Below are 16,658 nucleotides of genomic sequence, written 5' to 3'. Positions count from 1 at the left end.
AGGGCGTGCGATGAAGTCGAAGGTCCCTGGTTTCGACGAACTGCTCGGCTCCGCCCGGCACTCAGCCCTTCATCTGGAGATGCGGGACACCTATGCCGTGGCGGAGGAGCGCGAGGACGTGGCCCGCTGGGAGGCGGGCCGGTGGACCCACGAACACGCTCGCGGAGTGCTCGCGGGGTGGTTCGACCTGGTCTCTCGAACGGTCGGGCGCGGCGTGGCCGTCCGCCGGGTTCGCATCGTGTCCGAACCCGTCTCCGACTACGTCAAGTTCGAGCACTTCACCACGCCACTGAACATCGAGGCCCCCGGCCTCGACGACCCCGTCCAGGTCGGCGACGCGCTGGGCGAGGAAGCGCCGGCCTTCTTCGACGACCACACCGTGAGGGACAAACACCCAAACCTGGGCGGGAGTCAGGGGCGGACATCATTCGGACGGACCGTCCCCGGTCCTTGACAGGTACCCCTGCCGTATCGCGCTGAGTAGACCGAGCATGGCTTCCTGACCGCTGGCCAACACGACGGCCGGTTCGTCGCTCTCGCGTAGCCAAACGCCGGCGCCATCGGGAGCGATAGCGAGATTCACGCAGTTGGATGCCTGCCCGCTGAACGACGACTTCTGCCACGCCACGGCCTGTGGCGAGGTCATCATCCCATCCTCCCACTTGACGATGAACCCGGCAGGCAACCCCCCCATATAGCCCCAAAAAGGCCACGCACCGCCGCTGGCGTGCTCACCAGCACCACAGCCGGGTCATCGCTCTCCCGTAGACAGATAATACCCTCGGGTGATGTACCGAGATTGACACAGTTGGCCCCCTCGTTACTGTAAGAGGACTTCTCCCACGCGCAGGCACTCATCAAGCTTCCTTACCTACTCTTCGCCATACGGCGGATCAGATCTCTGCTCTTGCCTGCTGTCAGAGCGCAGCTCTCCATGCGGTCGAACAGCGCCGCATACCTGGAAAGTTGAGCCTCAGCATCCAAGAAGGTACAGCCGTGGTCCGAATCGAGGATCACGGTGTCCAGCTGCCGTACGGCCCCGCTCACATAGGTGAATGGCTGCCCGGAGGCCGGGAAGTCCGACGAGCCGAAGGGGACCACGAGAATGGTGATGTTGGTTCGGGTGCTCACCTCGACCAGGGTCTCAAGCTGCTCCCTGGTGACGTCTGGACCGCCAAACCCCATGTGGAGGGCGGCTTCATGGATCACTGCGGTGTAAGGAACGGGCGGGTCACCATAAAGAACTGCCTGTCGCTTCACACGGAACGAGGCGCGGTGTTCGATCTCGTGCGGCAGTAGACGTGGAACGCCCTGTTTCATCGCGGCCCGAGTGTGGTCGAGGTTCTGCACCAGTCCAGGCATCGTCACCACCACGGCCGCCCGCAGCGCGGTCGCATGATGCTCGAGTTCCGCGACCTCGACCAAGGCGGCAGGCAGAAGTTCCCGGTACTCCTCCCACCAGCCCCGTGGTCGAGTCCCGGTCATCGCGCTCAGGGAATCAACCAGTTCGGTGTCGTCACATGAGTAGACGCGGGCCATCGTCCGCACCCTGTCGGCACCTACGCGATACCTTCCCGCCTCGATCATGCTCATACGGGCCTGAGGTACGCCGATCTCCGCTGCCGCAGCAGTGGAGGTGAGCCCCGCTCGCTCACGCATCTTGCGCAACTCCAGCCCCAGACGTCGCTGTCGCAACGTCGGCACCTGATCTGCCATCCCCGATCTCTCTTCCTCCTGGCATCCGCTATCACCCACACGAATGAAGATGAGAGCTCTCACTCATTCTAGGGGTAGAACTACCGCATCTACGCGTGGTCTCCTACCCCTTAGGTGACTGCGCCTCAGGAGAAGGAGACTTCGCATGACCACGGTATCCCCGCTGAACAACGAGGAACCCGCTCGCCCCGACTGGTTCGACCGTGAGGTCGACGCGCTCGTCAAGGACACTGCGCCCCGGCTCTGCGCGCTGGTCGAGGAGTACACCACCGAGTCAGGAGATCTGGACGCCGGCGTCGCCGCATGGTGCCTCGCCCACCCTGATGGGCCGACTCAGGTCGTCCGCGACCGGTGGTTCACCGTCACGGAGTTGGGGTCACCGGAGGAAGCAGCTCAGCTGATCTCGCGGCGGAGCAGGAACACCGTGCGTGTGATCTGGGTCTGAGGGTACGCGCGGGTGCGGGGTGGTGCCTGTGCCTCCTCGGACCCGCGCGAGTTCATATTCCGTTCCGCGGTGTTCATCGGCGCCGCCGACATGGGGTTTCTCCGGTCACAATATAAAGCCGTATTGCACGGTCATGACGTCCTCGCGAGCCCTGTTGACCGTTCGCCCAGGTGTTCGCTAATTTCTCGGCATGCGGACCTTCGCCCAGCTCAGCCAGCGGCGCGCGGTCGATCTGATGCGTGTCGCGACCGCCATGTGTCGCTGACCTCTTTTCCTTCCGCGCTCTCGAGTCTCCCGCACTCTCGCATCGGGCACCGTTCGTCTTCCGCCGACCGTGCCGCTTTCCGCTGCCCAAGAACAATTCCCAGGAACCGCCATGCCCAGGTTTAACCCCTCCCCGGCCAGACGTGTCGCGATCGCCGCCGCCCTCATCGCTCCGCTGCTGCTCGCGGGTTGCGCCACCGACGACGCGGAAAGCGGGGCCACCGACGAGGAGTTGGCCGCTGCGGAGATACCGGCGACCGTCGATCCTGAGACGACCCTGACCATCGGCACGCCGGAGGCGCAGGTGGCGTTCGAGCTCTCCGGGCTGATCGACGAGATCCCCTTCACCGTGGAGTGGGCCAACATCAGCGGCGGGCCGCAGTGCTCGGAGGCGTTCCGGGCCGATGCCCTCGACGTCTGCTCGGCGGCCGAGATCCCGTCGATCCACGCGCACTGGACGGGGCTCGACACCAAGTTGGTCGCCGCCAACTTCCGGCAGGATCCGATCGACCACCCGATCTACCAGCTCGGCATCGCGCCCGGCGCGGACGTCGAGTCGCTGGAGGACCTGCGCGGCAAGCGGATCGCGTTCAGCCCGGGGCAGGCGCAGGGCGCCCTGGTGCTGCGGGTGTTGGACGCGGCGGGGCTCACCACGGACGACGTCGAGCTGGTGGAGATCCCCAGCACCGGCGACGTGTACCCGACGGCGCTCGGCAACGGCGAGGTGGACGTGGCGCCGATCGGCGGTGTCAACATCCGGCGTTACGTCGAGCAGTACGGCCCGGACGGCGGCACCACCATCTACCACGGGCTGCGCGACGACCCGGGGCATCTGTGGGTGCCCACCTCCACCGTGGCCGATCCCCAGAAGGCAGCGGCCGTCAGGGAGTTCATCGGGCTCTGGGCACAGGCGCTGACCTGGGCCAACGAGCACCCGGAGGAGTGGATCCAGGGCTACTACGTCGAGGACCAGGGGCTGTCCGTCGAGGACGGCGAGTATCTGGTGGAGCAGAACGGGGATCCGGACTTCCTGTCCGACTGGTCGGGCGCCATCGAGCGACAGCAGCAGACCATCGAGTTGCTGGCCGCCGAGTTGGAGCGCGAGCCGTTCGACGCCGAGACCCTGTTCGACCGCCGCTTCGAGACGGTGGCGGCGGACGCGCTCGCCGACGCCGGGGGTGGTGGCTCGTGACGGCCACCGAGGCGCCGTCGAGCGCGCCGCCCGAGGTGACGAGGCCGCCGGCGCCGCCGCGTCGTCGCCGGCGGCGGCTCGGGCCCGGGCGGCCGATCCGCTACGGCTGGGCGATCGGTCCGCTGCTGCTGCTCGCGATCTGGTCGGTCGGCTCGGCCGCCGGCTGGATCGACGAGCGCAACCTGTCCGCACCCTGGGAGGTGGTGACCACCACCCGCGATCTGATCGAGGACGGCCGGCTCCAGGAGAACCTGTGGGCGTCCGCGCAACGCGCCCTGGCCGGCCTCGGGTTCGGGGTGGCCGCCGGCCTGGTGCTGGCCGTCGTCGCCGGGCTCAGCAGGCTCGGCGAGGGCGTCATCGACGGTCCTGTGCAGATCAAGCGGTCCATCCCGTCGCTCGCCCTGATCCCGCTGCTGATCCTGTGGTTCGGCATCGGCGAGACGATGAAGATCGTGACGATCACCCTGGGCGTGTTGGTGCCGATCTACGTGCACACCCACAACGGGCTGCGGACGATCGACAGTCGCTATGTCGAGCTGGCCGAGACGGTGCGGCTCAACCACCTCCAGTTCCTGCGGCACGTGGTGCTGCCAGGGGCGTTGCCCGGTTTCCTGCTCGGCATGCGGTTCGCCGTCACCAACGCCTGGTTGGCGCTGGTGGTGGTCGAGCAGGTCAACGCCACCAGCGGCATCGGCTACATGATGGAGCTGGCGCGCACCTACGGACAGACCGACGTGATCATCGTGGGCCTCGTCGTCTACGGCCTGCTCGGCCTGATCTCCGACGGCCTGGTCAGGATCGTGCAGAGGAGGGCGCTGTCATGGCGACGCACGCTGGCGGACTGAGCACGGGGACGGCCGCCGTTCACATCACGGGCCTGGTGCGGGCGTTCGGTGACCGGCGGGTGCTCGACGCGCTCGATCTGACCATCGCGCCCGGCGAGTTCGTGGCCCTGATCGGGCGCAGCGGCTCCGGCAAGAGCACCCTGCTGCGGGTGCTGGCCGGCATCGACAACGACGTGACCGGCTTCGAGCGGCTCGACGCGCCGGAGAACGTCTCGGTGGTCTTCCAGGACGCCCGGCTGCTGCCCTGGAGGCGGCTGTTGGAGAACGTGACGCTGGGGCTCACCGGTCCCGGGGCGCACGAGCGTGGGGCCACGGCGCTGGCCGAGGTCGGTCTCGCCGGGCGGGAGCGGGCCTGGCCCGTGGAGCTGTCCGGCGGCGAGCAGCAGCGGGTCGCGCTGGCCCGCTCGCTGGTGCGCGAGCCCGAACTGCTGCTGGCCGACGAGCCGTTCGGCGCGCTGGACGCGCTGACCAGGATCCGGATGCACGCGCTGCTGCGGCAGCTGTGCGAGCAGCACCGGCCGGCGGTGCTGCTGGTGACCCACGACGTGGACGAGGCGATCGCGCTCGCCGACCGCGTGGTGGTACTGGACGCCGGCCGGATCGCCGCCGACCTGACGATCTCGCTGCCCGCGCCGCGTGCGCCCGGCAGCCCCGAGTACGCGGCGCTGCGCGCCGACCTGTTGACCCGCCTCGGCGTCGACACCGACGTGGTCGCCCCCGAGGTGAAGGAAGTCGAGGAAGCATGACCGGGACCCAGGAACGCCGGCTGCGGCTCAACCTGTTCGTCTACCCGGGCGGCCACCACGAGGCGGCCTGGCGCTACCACGGTTCGGCCCCGGACCGGATCCTGGACATCGGCTACTACCAGGAGATCGCCCGCCGCGCCGAGGCCGCCAAGCTGGACGCGGTGTTCCTCGCCGACGGGCCCTCGTTGCCCGACAACGTGCGCTACGCCAGCCGGTTCCGCCTGGAGCCGTTCACCTGGCTGGCCGCGCTGGCGGCGGTCACCAGCCGGATCGGGCTGATCGCCACCGCCTCCACCACCTACTCCGAGCCCTACAACCTGGCCCGGCTCTTCGCCTCCCTCGACCATCTGAGCCAGGGCCGCGCCGGCTGGAACATCGTCACCACCGGGGCGCCGCAGGCGGCCGGGAACTTCGGCCTCGACGCGCACCCGGTGCACGCCGAACGGTACGACCGGGCACGGGAGTTCCTCGACGTGGTGACCAAGCTGTGGGACAGCTGGGAGGACGAGGCGCTGGTCGCCGACCAGGGCTCCGGGCTGTTCGCCGACACCGACCGCATCCACCCGATCGACCACGAGGGCCGGCACCTGAGGGTGCGCGGGCCGCTCAACACGCCCCGCACCCCGCAGGGCCGCCCGGTCTATGTGCAGGCCGGCTCGTCGGAGGACGGCCGGGCGTTCGCCGCCCGCTACGCGGAGGCCGTGTTCACCGCGCACCAGACGCTCGGCTCGGCGCGGGACTTCTACGCCGACATCAAGCGGCGGGCCGCCGCGCTGGGCCGCGACCAGGACCAGGTGCTGGTGCTGCCTGGCATCAGCCCGTTCATCGGCTCCACGGAGGCCGAGGCGCGGGCGCTGCACGACGAGTTCAACGAGCTGACGCAGCCCGAGTACTCGCTCGACCTGCTGGAGCGGCTGCTCGGCGTCCGGTTCGGGGTCGCCGACCTGGACCGGCCGGTGCCCCGCGAGGCGATCGACACCGGCGGGGAACGCGGCGAGTCCAGCCGCTTCCAGCTGATCGTCGACCTCATCGAGCGCGAACAGCCCACCCTGCGACAGCTGTTGCACCGGCTCGCCGGGGCCCGCGGCCACCAGGTGGTGGTCGGCACCCCGGAGCGGGTGGCGGACCAGATCCAGGAGTGGTTCGAGGGCGGGGCGGCCGACGGCTTCAACGTGATGCCGCCGTGGCTGAGCGGCGGGTTCGACGTGTTCGCCGACGAGGTGGTGCCGATCCTGCGCCGCCGCGGCCTGTTCCGCGCCGAGTACACCGGCACGACGCTGCGCGACCACTACGGCCTGGCCCGGCCGCGCAGCACGTACGCCGGCCGGCGCGAGCGGCCGACAGCCGCGGCCGCCACCGCCGCGCCCTGATCGGCGGCCGGCCACCGCCCCCCTCCGGTGTGCCGGCCGTCCCCGGCTCTCGTCCCTCCTCCGGACCGAAAGGCGTGCCATGGCCACGGGGCCCGTACCACTGTCCGTCCTCGACCTGGTGCCGATCGGCTCCGGCTCCACGGCCGGCGCCGCGCTCGCCGACACCCGCGATCTGGCGCGCCGCGCCGAGGAGTTCGGCTACCTCAGATACTGGATCGCCGAGCACCATCTGGCGCCCGGGGTGGCCGGCTCGCAGCCGGCCCTGGTGATCGCGCTGGTGGCCGGCGCCACCAGCCGCATCCGGGTCGGCTCGGGCGCGGTGCAGCTCGGCCACCAGACCGCGCTCTCCGTCGTCGAGCAGTTCGGCCTCCTCGACGCGCTGCACCCGGGCCGGATCGATCTGGGCCTCGGTCGATCCGGACACCGGGGGCCGTCGGCGAACGGCGCCCGGCCGCGGGCGCCGCGCGAGCCGCGCCCGGCCCGCCGGATCGGCCCGCTGCTGATCCCGCCGCCGTTCGACCCGTCAGGGCTGCTCGACTCGCCCCGCTTCCGGCTCCAGCAGCGGCTGCTCGCCCTGCCGGGCGCCCAACCCCCGGAGTACGCCGAGCAGGTGGACGACATCCGCGCCCTGATCGGCGGCGCCTACCGCTCCCCCGAGGGCCTTTCCGCGCACGCCGTGCCCGGCGAGGGCGCGGACCTCCAGCTGTGGATCCTGGGCAGCAGCGCCGGCGAGAGCGCCCGGGTGGCGGGCGAGCGCGGGCAGCGCTTCGCCGCCAACTACCACGTGTCGCCCGGCACGGTGCTGGAGACGGTGGCCGCCTACCGGGCGGCGTTCCGCCCCTCGGCCGAGCTCGACCGGCCGCATGTGATGGTCTCCGCCGACGTCGTCGTCGCGCCGGACGACGCCACCGCCCGGGAGCTCGCCGCCGGCTACGGGCCATGGGTGCGGAGCATCCGCGCCGGCGGCGGCGCGATGCGGTACCCCACCCCCGAGGAGGCCGCGCGGGAGCCGTGGACCGCGGCCGACCGCGCCCTGGTGGCCGACCGCGTCGACACCCGGTTCGTCGGCTCCCCCGAGCGGGTGGCGGCGCTGCTGCGGGAGCTGCGCGACGCCACCGACGCCGACGAGCTGCTGGTCACCACGATCACCCACGACCACCGGGACCGGGTGCGGTCCTACGAGCTGCTCGCCGAGGTGTGGGCGGAGACGGGCTCGTGACCGCCCGCCAGGCGAACCCGGCCTCCGTCGAACTGCGGGGCGTGTCACGGCACTTCGGCGACCACCGGGTGCTCTCCGACGTGCGCCTCACGCTGGCCGCCGGCGAGACGGTCGCGCTGCTCGGCGCCTCGGGATCCGGCAAGTCCACGGTGCTCCGGCTGATCGCCGGGCTCGACCGGCCGAGCGCCGGCGAGGTGCTGGTGGACGGCGTCCCGGTGCGCCGGACGCATCCACGGGCGGCGGTTGTCTTCCAGGATCCGCGGCTGCTGTCGTGGCGCGGCCTCGCCGCCAACGTGGCCTTCGGGCTGCCGCCGGGCACGCCACGGGCCGGGCGGGCGGCCGAGGTGGCGCACTGGCTGGAGGTCGTCGGGCTCGCCGACTACGCCGGGCACCGCCCGAGCCAGGTCTCCGGCGGCATGGCGGGGCGGGCCGCGCTGGCCAGGGCGCTGGCGAGACGTCCTGGAGTGCTGCTGCTCGACGAACCGTTCGCCGCGCTGGACGCGCTGACCAGGCTGCGCATGCAGGACCTGCTCGACGACGTCCAGCGGACCTCGGGCACCACGGTGCTGCTGGTCACCCACGACGTGGACGAGGCGCTGCGGCTCGCCGACCGGATCGTGCTGCTCGGCGACCGGCCCGCCTCCGTCGTCGCCACCCTCGACGTCCCCACGCCGCGCCCCCGCGCGCACGACGACCCCACCCTGCCGCCGCTGCGCGGCGAACTCCTGCGCCGACTCGGCGTGCCCGACCACCGCTCCACCTCCCAGAAAGCCCTGCGATGACCGCGAACACCCGACTCCGCGCCGCCCTCTCCGCCGCTCTGCTGTTCGCCGCCGCCGGCTGCGTCGCGGGCGAGGACTCCGGGGGCGCCGCCGGCTCCGGCGGCGGGTCCGTGGAACTCCGCCTCGACTGGGCCTACTACAACCCCGAATCGCTGGTCATCAGGGAACAGGGCTGGCTGGAGGAGGAGTTGGCGGACCGGGACGTGACCGTCAGCTGGCTGCAGTCGCTCGGCAGCAACAAGGCCAACGAGAACCTGCGCGCCGGCGCCGTCGACTTCGGCTCGACGGCCGGCACCCCCGCGCTGCTCGCCCGCGCCAACGGCACCGCGCTGCGCACCGTCAGCGTCTACAGCCAGCCCGAGTGGTCGGCGCTTGTGGTGCCGGCCGGCTCCGACATCGACTCGGTCGCCGACCTCGCCGGCCGCCAGATCGCCGCCACCAAGGGCACCGACCCGTACTTCTTCCTGCTCCAGGCGCTGCGCGAGGCCGGTCTCGACGCCTCCGACGTGTCCATCGTCAACCTGCAACACGCGGACGGTAGGACCGCGTTGGAGCGCGGCCAGGTCGACGCCTGGGCCGGCCTCGACCCCTATACCGCGCAGACCGAGCTGGAGGCGGGCTCCCGGCTGATCTACCGCAATCTGGACTTCAACTCCTACGGCTTCCTCAACGTCGCGGAGGACTTCCTCGACGCCCACCCGGAGCTGGTGCAGACCGTGGTCGACACCTACGAGCGGGCCCGCGCCTGGATCCTCGACCACCCGGGGGCGGCGGTCGACGTCCTCGCCGAGGCGGCCGACATCTCGACCGAGGTCGCCGAGCGCCAGCTCCTCGACCGCACCCGTCTCGACATCTCCCCGGTGCCCGGCGACGAGCAGCGCGCGGTGCTGGAACGGGTGGCGCCCCTGCTGGTGGCCGAGCGGCAGGTGCCCGACGAGGAGACGGTCGCCGAGGCGCTCGACACGCTCTTCGCGCCCGAGTTCGCCACCGCGGCGGCGGACCGTTGACGCGACGACTGGCGCGCGGCGCGGCCGGCCTGCTGCTGCCCGCGCTGCTCCTGCTCGCCTGGCAGCTCGCCGCCCACTCGGGCGCCTACACCCGCGCCCAGCTTCCGCCGCCCGCCGACGTCTGGCGCGCGCTCGGCGACCTGGCGGCCCACGGCGACCTGGGGCACCACGTCGCGATCAGCGTCCAACGCGTGCTGCTCGGCTTCGCCGCCGGCACCGCGGCCGGCCTGCTGCTCGGCGCCCTCGTCGGCCTCTCCCGCCCGGCCCGCGCGCTGCTGGCCCCGACGGTGGGCGCGTTGCGCGCCGTGCCCTCGCTGGCCTGGGTGCCGCTGCTGCTGCTCTGGCTGGGCATCGGCGAGACGCCGAAGCTCACCCTGGTGGCCGTCGGCGCGTTCTTCCCCGTCTACACCACGGTCTCCTCGGCGCTGGACCACGCCGACCGCCGCCTGATCGAGCTCGGCCACGCCTACGGTCGCTCGGGGCCGGCCCTGCTCGCCCAGGTGCTGCTCCCGGCCGCCGCCCCCGCCGTCCTCTCCGGGGTCCGGCTCGGCCTGGCCCAGAGCTGGCTCTTCCTGGTCGCCGCCGAGCTGATCGCCTCCACGATGGGCCTCGGCTACCTGCTGATCGACAGCCAGAACACCGGCCGCACCGACGTGCTCGTGCTGACCATCGTGCTGCTCGCCGTCCTCGGCAAGGCGAGCGACGCCGTCCTCGGCCTCGCGGAACAGCGGGTAAAGCTGCGCTGGGGCTGAGCGGCGGGCCGCGGTCAGCCGTTCCTGGCCGGCTTCCAGTCCTGGACGAGGAGCCCGAGCAGTACCTCGTCCAGGAACTCGCCCATCACCCAGGACGAGGAGCGCAGCACGCCCTCGCGGACGAAGCCGTTCCGCTCGGCGGAGCGCAGCATCGCCTCGTTGTCCGACAGCGTCTCGATCTGGAGCCGGTGCAGGCCGCGCACGACGAAGCCGTAGTGGCAGAGCACCGCGACCACGTCGGTGCCGTAGCCATTGCCGCGGGCGGACGGCAGCAGCCCGAGCCCGATGTGCGCGGACCGGTTGTGGGTGTCGATGCCCCACAGCGTCGCGGTGCCGACCAGCGTGCCGCCCGCCAGCTCCACCACGGAGAAGTGGGCGAAGCCCCGCGCCGTGTCGTCCACCGCGAACTGCGACTCCTTCGAGCCTGGCGTAATCGGCCGCCACGGGTCGCCTGTGGCCCGCGAGGCGGTGACCACGTCGGCGGCGAGCTCGGCCTCCAGGATCGGTATGTCGTCCTCGTGCCGGGCCCTGAGCCCGACCTTCGTACCTCTTAGCATGCGTGCTTCCTATCCGACCGGGTTGGCCGGCGGCAAACCGATGAGCGGATCGGCGCCTGCCGCCGGCCCGGGCGCGGGGTCAGGAGACGCTGCGCAGCCTTCGGGCCCCGAGGTGGGCGGAGAACCGGTCGACGAGCTGTTCCAGCGGTTCGGCGGCCGTGGGGTCGAGGGTCACCGAGCCGTCCTCGGCCACCAGGACGTGGCGGTCGAGGACGAACCAGCCGGGGGTGATGTGGGTGGCGCCCATCGAGGAGAGGACGGGTCGCAGCGCGTAGTCGATGGCCAGCACGTGGGCGGTGCTGCCGCCGGTGGCCAGCGGCAGCACGGTCTTGCCGGCCAGCGCGTACTGCGGCAGCAGGTCGAGGAGCGCCTTCAGCAGCCCCGAGTAGGCGGCCTTGTAGACGGGGGTGCCGACCAGCACCCCGTCGGCCTCGCCGAGCAGCCGGCCGGCCTCGGTGATCGCCGGGTGGGCGAGGTCGGCGCCGAACAGCGCCTCAGGCGGCAGGGCGCGGACGTCGAGCGGGATCACGTCGTGGCCCTGGCGCGCCAGCCGGGCGCCCAGGTGGTCGAGGAGGCCGGCGGTGCGGGAGACGGGCGAGGGGCTTCCGGATATCGAGACGACGACGGCCATGGGGGTTCTGCCTCCGGGGGGTGGTCAGGCGCGGGCGCCGGCGAACGGGACCTGGGGAGCGGCGGGTTCACGATCGGCGCGGGACGGGTGGTGCCACAGGCCGCGCCGTTCGAGGAGCGGCAGCACCCCCTCGCCGAACCAGTAGGCCGCCTCCAGGTGGGGGTAGCCGGAGAGCACGAACTCCTCGATGCCCAGCGCGTGGTACTCCAGGATCCGGTCGGCGACCTCCTGGTGGCTGCCGACCAGCGCGGTGCCGGCGCCGCCGCGCACCAGCCCGATGCCGGCCCACAGGTTGGGGTGGATCTCCAGGCCGTCCCGGCGGCCGCCGTGCAGCGCCAGCATCCGGCGCTGCCCCTCGGACTCGCTGTGCCCGAGGCCCTCCTGGACGGCGGCCACGGTTGCCGGGTCGAAGCCGTCGAGCAGCCGCCGCGCCTCGGCCCACGCCTCGTCCGAGGTGTCGCGGTTGATCACGTGCAGCCGGATGCCGAACCGCGGGGAGCGGCCGTGTTCGGCGGCCGTCTCCCGCACCCTGGCGATCTTCGCGGCCACCTGGGCCGGCGGCTCGCCCCAGGTCAGATAGACGTCGACGTGCCGGGCGGCCACGTCGAGGGCGGCCGGCGAGGAGCCGCCGAAGTAGACCTCGGGGACCGGGTCAGGCAGCCGGGTGAGGCGGGCGCCCTCGACGCTCAGCCGCTCGCCGGCCAGGTCGACGGTCTTCCCCTCCCAGAGCCCCCGGACGACGTGCAGGAACTCGCCGGTCCTGGCGTAGCGCGCGTCCTTGTCGAGGAAGTCGCCGTAGGCGCGCTGCTCGGCGCTCTCGCCGCCGGTGACGATGTTGAGCAGCAGCCGGCCGCCGGTCTGGCGCTGGTAGGTGCTCGCCATCTGGGCGGCCAGCGTGGGCGAGACGAACCCGGGCCGGAACGCGACGAGGAACTTGAGGCGTTCGGTGTGCTGGCTGATCATCGCGGTGGTGAGCCACGCGTCCTCGCACCAGGCACCGGTCGGGGTCAGCGCGCCGACGAAGCCCAACTGCTCGGCGGCGCGGGCGATCTGGCCGAGGTAGCCGACCGTCGGCGGCCGGTCGCGGCCGGAGGCCGTGACGGCGGCGCCGTGGCCGCCGCCCACGACGTGCCGGCTGTCGCCGTTGGTGGGCAGGAACCAGTGGAAGGTGAGGGACACGGGAGCTCTCCGTTCTTTCGCGAGGGTGGACTCGTTCGCGAGGGTGGTCACAGCAGGCCGTGCCGGGGCGGCGGCGTGCCGTTGAGCAGGTGGCGGCCGATGTGCTGCACCTTCCAGCGGGCCGGATCGTGCAGCGTGTGGGTGCGGGCGTCGCGCCAGTGGCGGTGCAGGTTGAGGCCGTCGGCGGCGGCGCGGGTGCCGGCTACCTCGAAGAGCGCCGAGGAGACGTCGACGGCCGCCTCGCCGGCGAACGCCTTGGCCGCGGCCACCGCGACGGACGCCTCGGCGGCGCTCTCGTCGGTGAGCCCGCCGGCCGCGGCGTCCACGGCCCGGCCCGCGGCGACGAGCAGTGCCTCGGCGGCCCGCACCCGGATGGCGAGTTCGCCGAAGCGCTGGATCAGCAGCGGGTCGTCGGCGGCCGTCCCGAGCCCGCTCTCGAACCAGGGGCGGCTCTTCGTCCGCACGAACTCGGCGGCCTCCGCCAACGCCCCGCCGGCGATCCCGACGTCGATCGCCGCGTGGAGTAACTGGGCGGTGGCGCCGTGCAGTTGAGGGCCGTCGAAGGTGAGGTGGTGGGGCACCACCCGGTCCGGCTCCACCCGGACCCGGTCCAGGCGCACCGTGCCGCTCGCCGTGGTGCGCTGGCCCATGCCGTCCCAGTCGTCGACCACGGTCAACCCCGGCTCGTTCCACGGCACATACGCGACGTGCAGCCGGTCGTCGTCGTGGGCGGCGCGGGCGAGCACCGGGATCCAGTCGGCGAACAGGGCCCCGGTCGCGTAGTTCTTGACGCCCGTCAGCACGTATCCGTCGCCGTCCGGCTCGGGTTCGAGCCGGGTGTGGAAGTCCTGCGTGTGCCGGGTGCCGGCCTCGGACTGGGCGTTGCCGAACCGCCGGCCGGCCAGCACCTCGCCGAAGAAGAACTCCCGCTGTTCCGCGGTGCCCTGGCGCCGCAGCACGTTGACGTAGACGAAGTGGCTCTGCGGGATCTGCGCCAGGCTGGCGTCCGCCGTCGCCAGCAGCCGGAAGATCTCGGCGAGCGTGCCGGCGCCGACGTCGGCCCCGCCGTACTCGGCGGGGACGGTGACGGCGAGCAGGCCGCTGGCCGAGAGACGGTCCACCTCCTCGCGCGGCGGCTGGCGCCGGGCGTCGCGCTCGGCGGCGCCGACGCGGAAGGCGTCGGCGAGTTCGGCGGCGACCCGCAGCGCCTCGGCGTCGTCCCGGATCACCTGGGCGACGATGGCGGTGGATCCGGACATGCGGTCTCCTTCGGGGGGCGGCGGGACGTGCGGAGGTACGGGACGCGGGCACGAGGGACCGACCCTCCGACGGCACCGCCGTGCGGGCGGCCGTCGGCGGGCGGGCGGAGGCGACCCCGCACGCGCCGGAGCACGGCGACGCCGGCGGGTGGCGAGGGGTGGGCGGTGGCTCGGAGAGCCGGCAGGACCGCGCGGAACGGCGGTCAGATCGAGGTCACGGACGCGCCGAGGGCGCGGGGATCACCTGGAGGCGCAACAGATCGCGGCGGCCACGCGGACGAAGTCCACGCAGCGGCGGCGCGTCAGAACCCGGGCACCGGACATGCCATCGATGCAAGCATGGCCACCCCTGACCGTCAATGCCCGGCTCGGCAGGCGAGACGGCCGGCGGGCGGAGCGGCGGACGTCAGGTGCCGTGCCACGACCGCCAGAGCGCGGCGTAGGCGCCGTCCGCCGCCACCAGCTCGTGGTGCGGGCCGAGTTCGGTCAACCGGCCGTCCTCCAGCACCGCGACCCGGTCCGCGTCGTGCGCGGTGTGCAGCCGGTGCGCGATGGCGATGACGGTGCGGCCCCGCAGCACGGCGGCCAGCGCGCGCTCGGCGTGCCTGGCGGTCGCCGGATCGAGCAGCGCGGTGGCCTCGTCCAGCACCAGCGTGTGCGGGTCGGCCAACACGACGCGGGCCAGGGCGAGTTGCTGGGCCTGCGCGGCGTCGGCCCGGTGCCCGGTGGGGCCGAGCTCGGTGTCGAGACCGGCCGGCAGCTCGGCCGCCCAGTCGGCGCCGACCGCGTCGAGCGCCGCCCACAGCTCGGCGTCCGCCGCGGCCGGCGCGGCGATCAGCAGGTTGTCGCGGACGGTGCCGAGGAAGACGTGGTGCTCCTGGGTGACCAGCAGGATCTGTCGGCGCAGCTGGTCGGGGGCCAGCTCGACGACCGGCGCCCCGCCCACGGTGACCGTGCCGACGCGCGGCGCGTCGATGCCGGCGAGCAGCCGGCTCAGCGTCGTCTTGCCGGCGCCTGACGGGCCGACCACGGCAAGCCGCTCCCCGGGCCGCACCGTCAGGTCGACGCCGTGCAGCACGTCGTCGCCGCCGCCGTACGCGTAGCCCACGCCCGTCAGCTCGATCAGGTCGCCCTCCGGCGCCCGGCCGCGGTCGGCCGGGCCGGCCGACGCCAGGCCCACGCCCTCGACGCGGGCGAACGAGGCGCCGCTGCTCTGCAGTTGCTCGGCCCAGAACAGGATCGACTCCAGCGGGCCCGCCAGTTGCTGGAGGTAGAGGGCGGACGCGACGACCGTGCCCAGGCTGACCAGGCCCTCGCCGTACAGGGCCCCGCCCACCATCAGCACCCCGACCACCGGCACCACGAACGACAGGTCGGTGGTGGGGAACAGCACGCCGCGCAGGAACAGCGTGCGCATCCTGGTGGTCCGGCACTCGGCGACCGCCGTCTCGCAGCCGGCGAGCCGTCGCCCGCGCAGCCCGAGCGCGTCGACCGTGCGGGCCCCGGCCGCGGTGGCCGCGAGCAGCTCGGCCAGCTCGGAGTTGGCGGCGCCCTCGGCGAGATAGGCGGACCTGGCCCGACGCAGGTACCAGCGGAGCGAGATCCAGCAGCCGACAAGACCGAGCAGCCCGCAGGCCCCGAGCAGCGGGTTGAGCGCGACGACCGCGCCCAGGATGAACGCGACCTGGACCCCGGCGATCAGCACGTCCGGCGCGGCGTCCCGCAGCGTGCGGCCCACGGCCGTGACGTCGGTGGTGCCCCGCGCGGCCAGGTCCCCCTGGCCGGCCCGCTCGGCGACGGAGGGCGGCAGCGCGAGCACCCGGTCCACATAGTCCTCGCGGATCCGCGCCTGGGTCCGCTCGCCGAACCGGTGCCCGACGAGCCGCGCCCAGCGGACGAGCACCAGCTGGAGCAGCCCGCACACCACGATGACCAGCGCCAACCGGTCCACGACGGCCACCCCGGCGCCCGCCCTGACCTCGTCGACGACCCGGCCGAGCAGCCAGGGGGCGACCAACCCGGCGCCGGCGGCCAGCGCGTTGAGCCCGAGCAGCGCGGCGAAGCCGCGGCCGTCCTGGCGGACCAGCGCGACCACCGCCCGGCGCACCTCGGCCGGGCCGGCGACCGGCAGCCCGGAGCCGGCGCTCACCGGAGCACCGCCGCGGCCGGCGTGCCGTCGCCGTCCTCCGCGCCCGCCGCGTCCTCCGGGACCTCTGGGCCTGCTGAGGCTGCCGGGTCTGCCGGGGCTGCTGGGTCTGCCGGGGCTTTCGGGTCCTCGACGCCGCGCGCCACCAGGCGCCGGTAGCCGGGCTCGGCGGCCAGCAGTTCGCGGTGCGCGCCGACGGCCACGGCCCGGCCGTCGACCAGGTAGTACACGACGTCGGCCTGGTCGAGCAGCAGCGGCGACGTGCTGCCGACCACCGTGGCCCGGCCGGCGCGGGCGGCACGCAGCCCCCGCGCCATCGCCGCCTCGGTGTGCGCGTCGACGGCGGACGTCGGCTCGACCGCGAGCAGCACCTCGGGGTCGGCGAGCAGCGCCCTGGCCAGCCGGATCCGCTGCCGCTGGCCGCCGGAGAGGGTCAGGCCGCCGGGCAGCACCGGCGCGTCGAGGCCGCCGGGCGCGCCACGCACCACGACCTCGGCGGCGGCCACCGACATGGCGGCGGCGATCGCCGCCGCGTTCGTGTCCCGGCG

At 73.1% G+C, this 16,658-nt stretch carries 20 protein-coding genes; 11 read left to right on the top strand and 9 right to left on the bottom strand.

All coding sequences use genetic code 11. From position 1 onward, the window contains the following. Positions 1-10 precede the first annotated feature (10 nt). The gene (locus ACYVPE_RS08180) at positions 11-454 is read left to right on the top strand and encodes a DUF6879 family protein (RefSeq protein ID WP_461032762.1); all 444 of its coding nucleotides are present in this window, start codon (positions 11-13) and stop codon (positions 452-454) included. Here the strand turns inward: ACYVPE_RS08180 and ACYVPE_RS08175 are convergent. The 3 genes from ACYVPE_RS08175 to ACYVPE_RS08165 are packed head-to-tail and all read right to left on the bottom strand — an operon-like array spanning position 425 to position 1,716. Next, entirely contained in the window at positions 425-646 is a 222-nt protein-coding gene (locus ACYVPE_RS08175) for a DUF397 domain-containing protein (RefSeq protein WP_461032848.1), read from the bottom strand. The two genes, ACYVPE_RS08180 and ACYVPE_RS08175, sit on opposite strands and share 30 nt — an antisense overlap. Continuing rightward, the gene (locus tag ACYVPE_RS08170; RefSeq protein ID WP_461032761.1) at positions 646-858 is read right to left on the bottom strand and encodes a DUF397 domain-containing protein; all 213 of its coding nucleotides are present in this window, start codon (positions 856-858) and stop codon (positions 646-648) included. Before ACYVPE_RS08170 ends, ACYVPE_RS08175 begins: the two co-directional genes overlap by 1 nt. Positions 859-867: 9 nt before the next feature. Beyond that, positions 868-1,716: a helix-turn-helix domain-containing protein gene (locus ACYVPE_RS08165; RefSeq protein ID WP_461032760.1), complete on the bottom strand. Its 849-nt coding sequence runs from the start codon at positions 1,714-1,716 to the stop codon at positions 868-870. Between the two features lie 145 nt (positions 1,717-1,861). Here ACYVPE_RS08165 and ACYVPE_RS08160 point away from each other — a divergent pair, with 145 nt between their 5' ends. From ACYVPE_RS08160 to ACYVPE_RS08115, 10 genes are all read left to right on the top strand, one after another. After that, entirely contained in the window at positions 1,862-2,161 is a 300-nt protein-coding gene (locus ACYVPE_RS08160) for a hypothetical protein (protein WP_461032759.1), read from the top strand. A 190-nt stretch (positions 2,162-2,351) separates the two neighbouring features. Further along, complete coding sequence (locus ACYVPE_RS08155; protein WP_394814695.1) at positions 2,352-2,426, top strand: putative leader peptide; 75 nt, start codon at positions 2,352-2,354, stop codon at positions 2,424-2,426. 111 nt (positions 2,427-2,537) lie between these two features. Further along, a complete protein-coding gene (locus ACYVPE_RS08150) occupies positions 2,538-3,617 on the top strand; it encodes an ABC transporter substrate-binding protein (protein WP_461032758.1) in 1,080 nt (359 codons plus the stop codon). Continuing rightward, on the top strand, positions 3,614-4,462 hold the full coding sequence (locus tag ACYVPE_RS08145) for an ABC transporter permease (RefSeq protein WP_461032757.1): 849 nt from the start codon (positions 3,614-3,616) through the stop codon (positions 4,460-4,462). Before ACYVPE_RS08150 ends, ACYVPE_RS08145 begins: the two co-directional genes overlap by 4 nt. Further along, the gene (locus ACYVPE_RS08140; RefSeq protein ID WP_461032756.1) at positions 4,438-5,208 is read left to right on the top strand and encodes an ABC transporter ATP-binding protein; all 771 of its coding nucleotides are present in this window, start codon (positions 4,438-4,440) and stop codon (positions 5,206-5,208) included. Before ACYVPE_RS08145 ends, ACYVPE_RS08140 begins: the two co-directional genes overlap by 25 nt. Then, positions 5,205-6,578 carry an LLM class flavin-dependent oxidoreductase gene (locus tag ACYVPE_RS08135; protein WP_461032755.1) on the top strand — a complete coding sequence of 458 codons (1,374 nt, stop codon included), beginning with the start codon at positions 5,205-5,207 and terminating at the stop codon, positions 6,576-6,578. The genes ACYVPE_RS08140 and ACYVPE_RS08135 overlap by 4 nt, the downstream gene beginning before the upstream one ends. 79 nt (positions 6,579-6,657) lie before the next feature. Beyond that, a complete protein-coding gene (locus ACYVPE_RS08130) occupies positions 6,658-7,797 on the top strand; it encodes an LLM class flavin-dependent oxidoreductase (protein WP_461032754.1) in 1,140 nt (379 codons plus the stop codon). Further along, positions 7,794-8,579 (top strand): ABC transporter ATP-binding protein, encoded by a 786-nt coding sequence (locus tag ACYVPE_RS08125; protein WP_461032753.1) that lies wholly within the window; start codon positions 7,794-7,796, stop codon positions 8,577-8,579. The genes ACYVPE_RS08130 and ACYVPE_RS08125 overlap by 4 nt, the downstream gene beginning before the upstream one ends. Further along, a complete protein-coding gene (locus ACYVPE_RS08120; protein ID WP_461032752.1) occupies positions 8,576-9,586 on the top strand; it encodes an aliphatic sulfonate ABC transporter substrate-binding protein in 1,011 nt (336 codons plus the stop codon). The genes ACYVPE_RS08125 and ACYVPE_RS08120 overlap by 4 nt, the downstream gene beginning before the upstream one ends. Next, complete coding sequence (locus ACYVPE_RS08115; RefSeq protein ID WP_461032751.1) at positions 9,583-10,338, top strand: ABC transporter permease; 756 nt, start codon at positions 9,583-9,585, stop codon at positions 10,336-10,338. Before ACYVPE_RS08120 ends, ACYVPE_RS08115 begins: the two co-directional genes overlap by 4 nt. Before the next feature lie 14 nt (positions 10,339-10,352). Here ACYVPE_RS08115 and ACYVPE_RS08110 read toward each other — a convergent pair whose 3' ends face one another. The 6 genes from ACYVPE_RS08110 to ACYVPE_RS08085 form a co-directional block, all read right to left on the bottom strand. Beyond that, positions 10,353-10,895, bottom strand: a complete 543-nt coding sequence (locus ACYVPE_RS08110) for a GNAT family N-acetyltransferase (protein WP_461032750.1) — start codon at positions 10,893-10,895, stop codon at positions 10,353-10,355. 79 nt (positions 10,896-10,974) lie between these two features. Then, positions 10,975-11,526: an NADPH-dependent FMN reductase gene (ssuE, locus tag ACYVPE_RS08105; RefSeq protein WP_461032749.1), complete on the bottom strand. Its 552-nt coding sequence runs from the start codon at positions 11,524-11,526 to the stop codon at positions 10,975-10,977. Positions 11,527-11,550: 24 nt separating this feature from the next. Continuing rightward, the gene (locus tag ACYVPE_RS08100; protein WP_461032748.1) at positions 11,551-12,705 is read right to left on the bottom strand and encodes an LLM class flavin-dependent oxidoreductase; all 1,155 of its coding nucleotides are present in this window, start codon (positions 12,703-12,705) and stop codon (positions 11,551-11,553) included. Positions 12,706-12,752: 47 nt separating this feature from the next. Further along, positions 12,753-13,964: an SfnB family sulfur acquisition oxidoreductase gene (locus ACYVPE_RS08095; protein WP_461032747.1), complete on the bottom strand. Its 1,212-nt coding sequence runs from the start codon at positions 13,962-13,964 to the stop codon at positions 12,753-12,755. A 406-nt stretch (positions 13,965-14,370) separates the two neighbouring features. Next, positions 14,371-16,113, bottom strand: coding sequence for an ABC transporter ATP-binding protein (locus tag ACYVPE_RS08090; protein WP_461032746.1), 1,743 nt, complete (start codon positions 16,111-16,113; stop codon positions 14,371-14,373). Next, a partial coding sequence (locus ACYVPE_RS08085) for an ATP-binding cassette domain-containing protein (protein WP_461032745.1) occupies positions 16,110-16,658 on the bottom strand: 549 nt, incomplete at its 5' end. The genes ACYVPE_RS08090 and ACYVPE_RS08085, both read right to left, overlap by 4 nt.

The organism is Streptomyces mayteni, from assembly GCF_054783955.1.
Note: the sequence above shows the minus strand (reverse complement) of the source record. Positions and strands in the feature narration are given on the sequence as shown.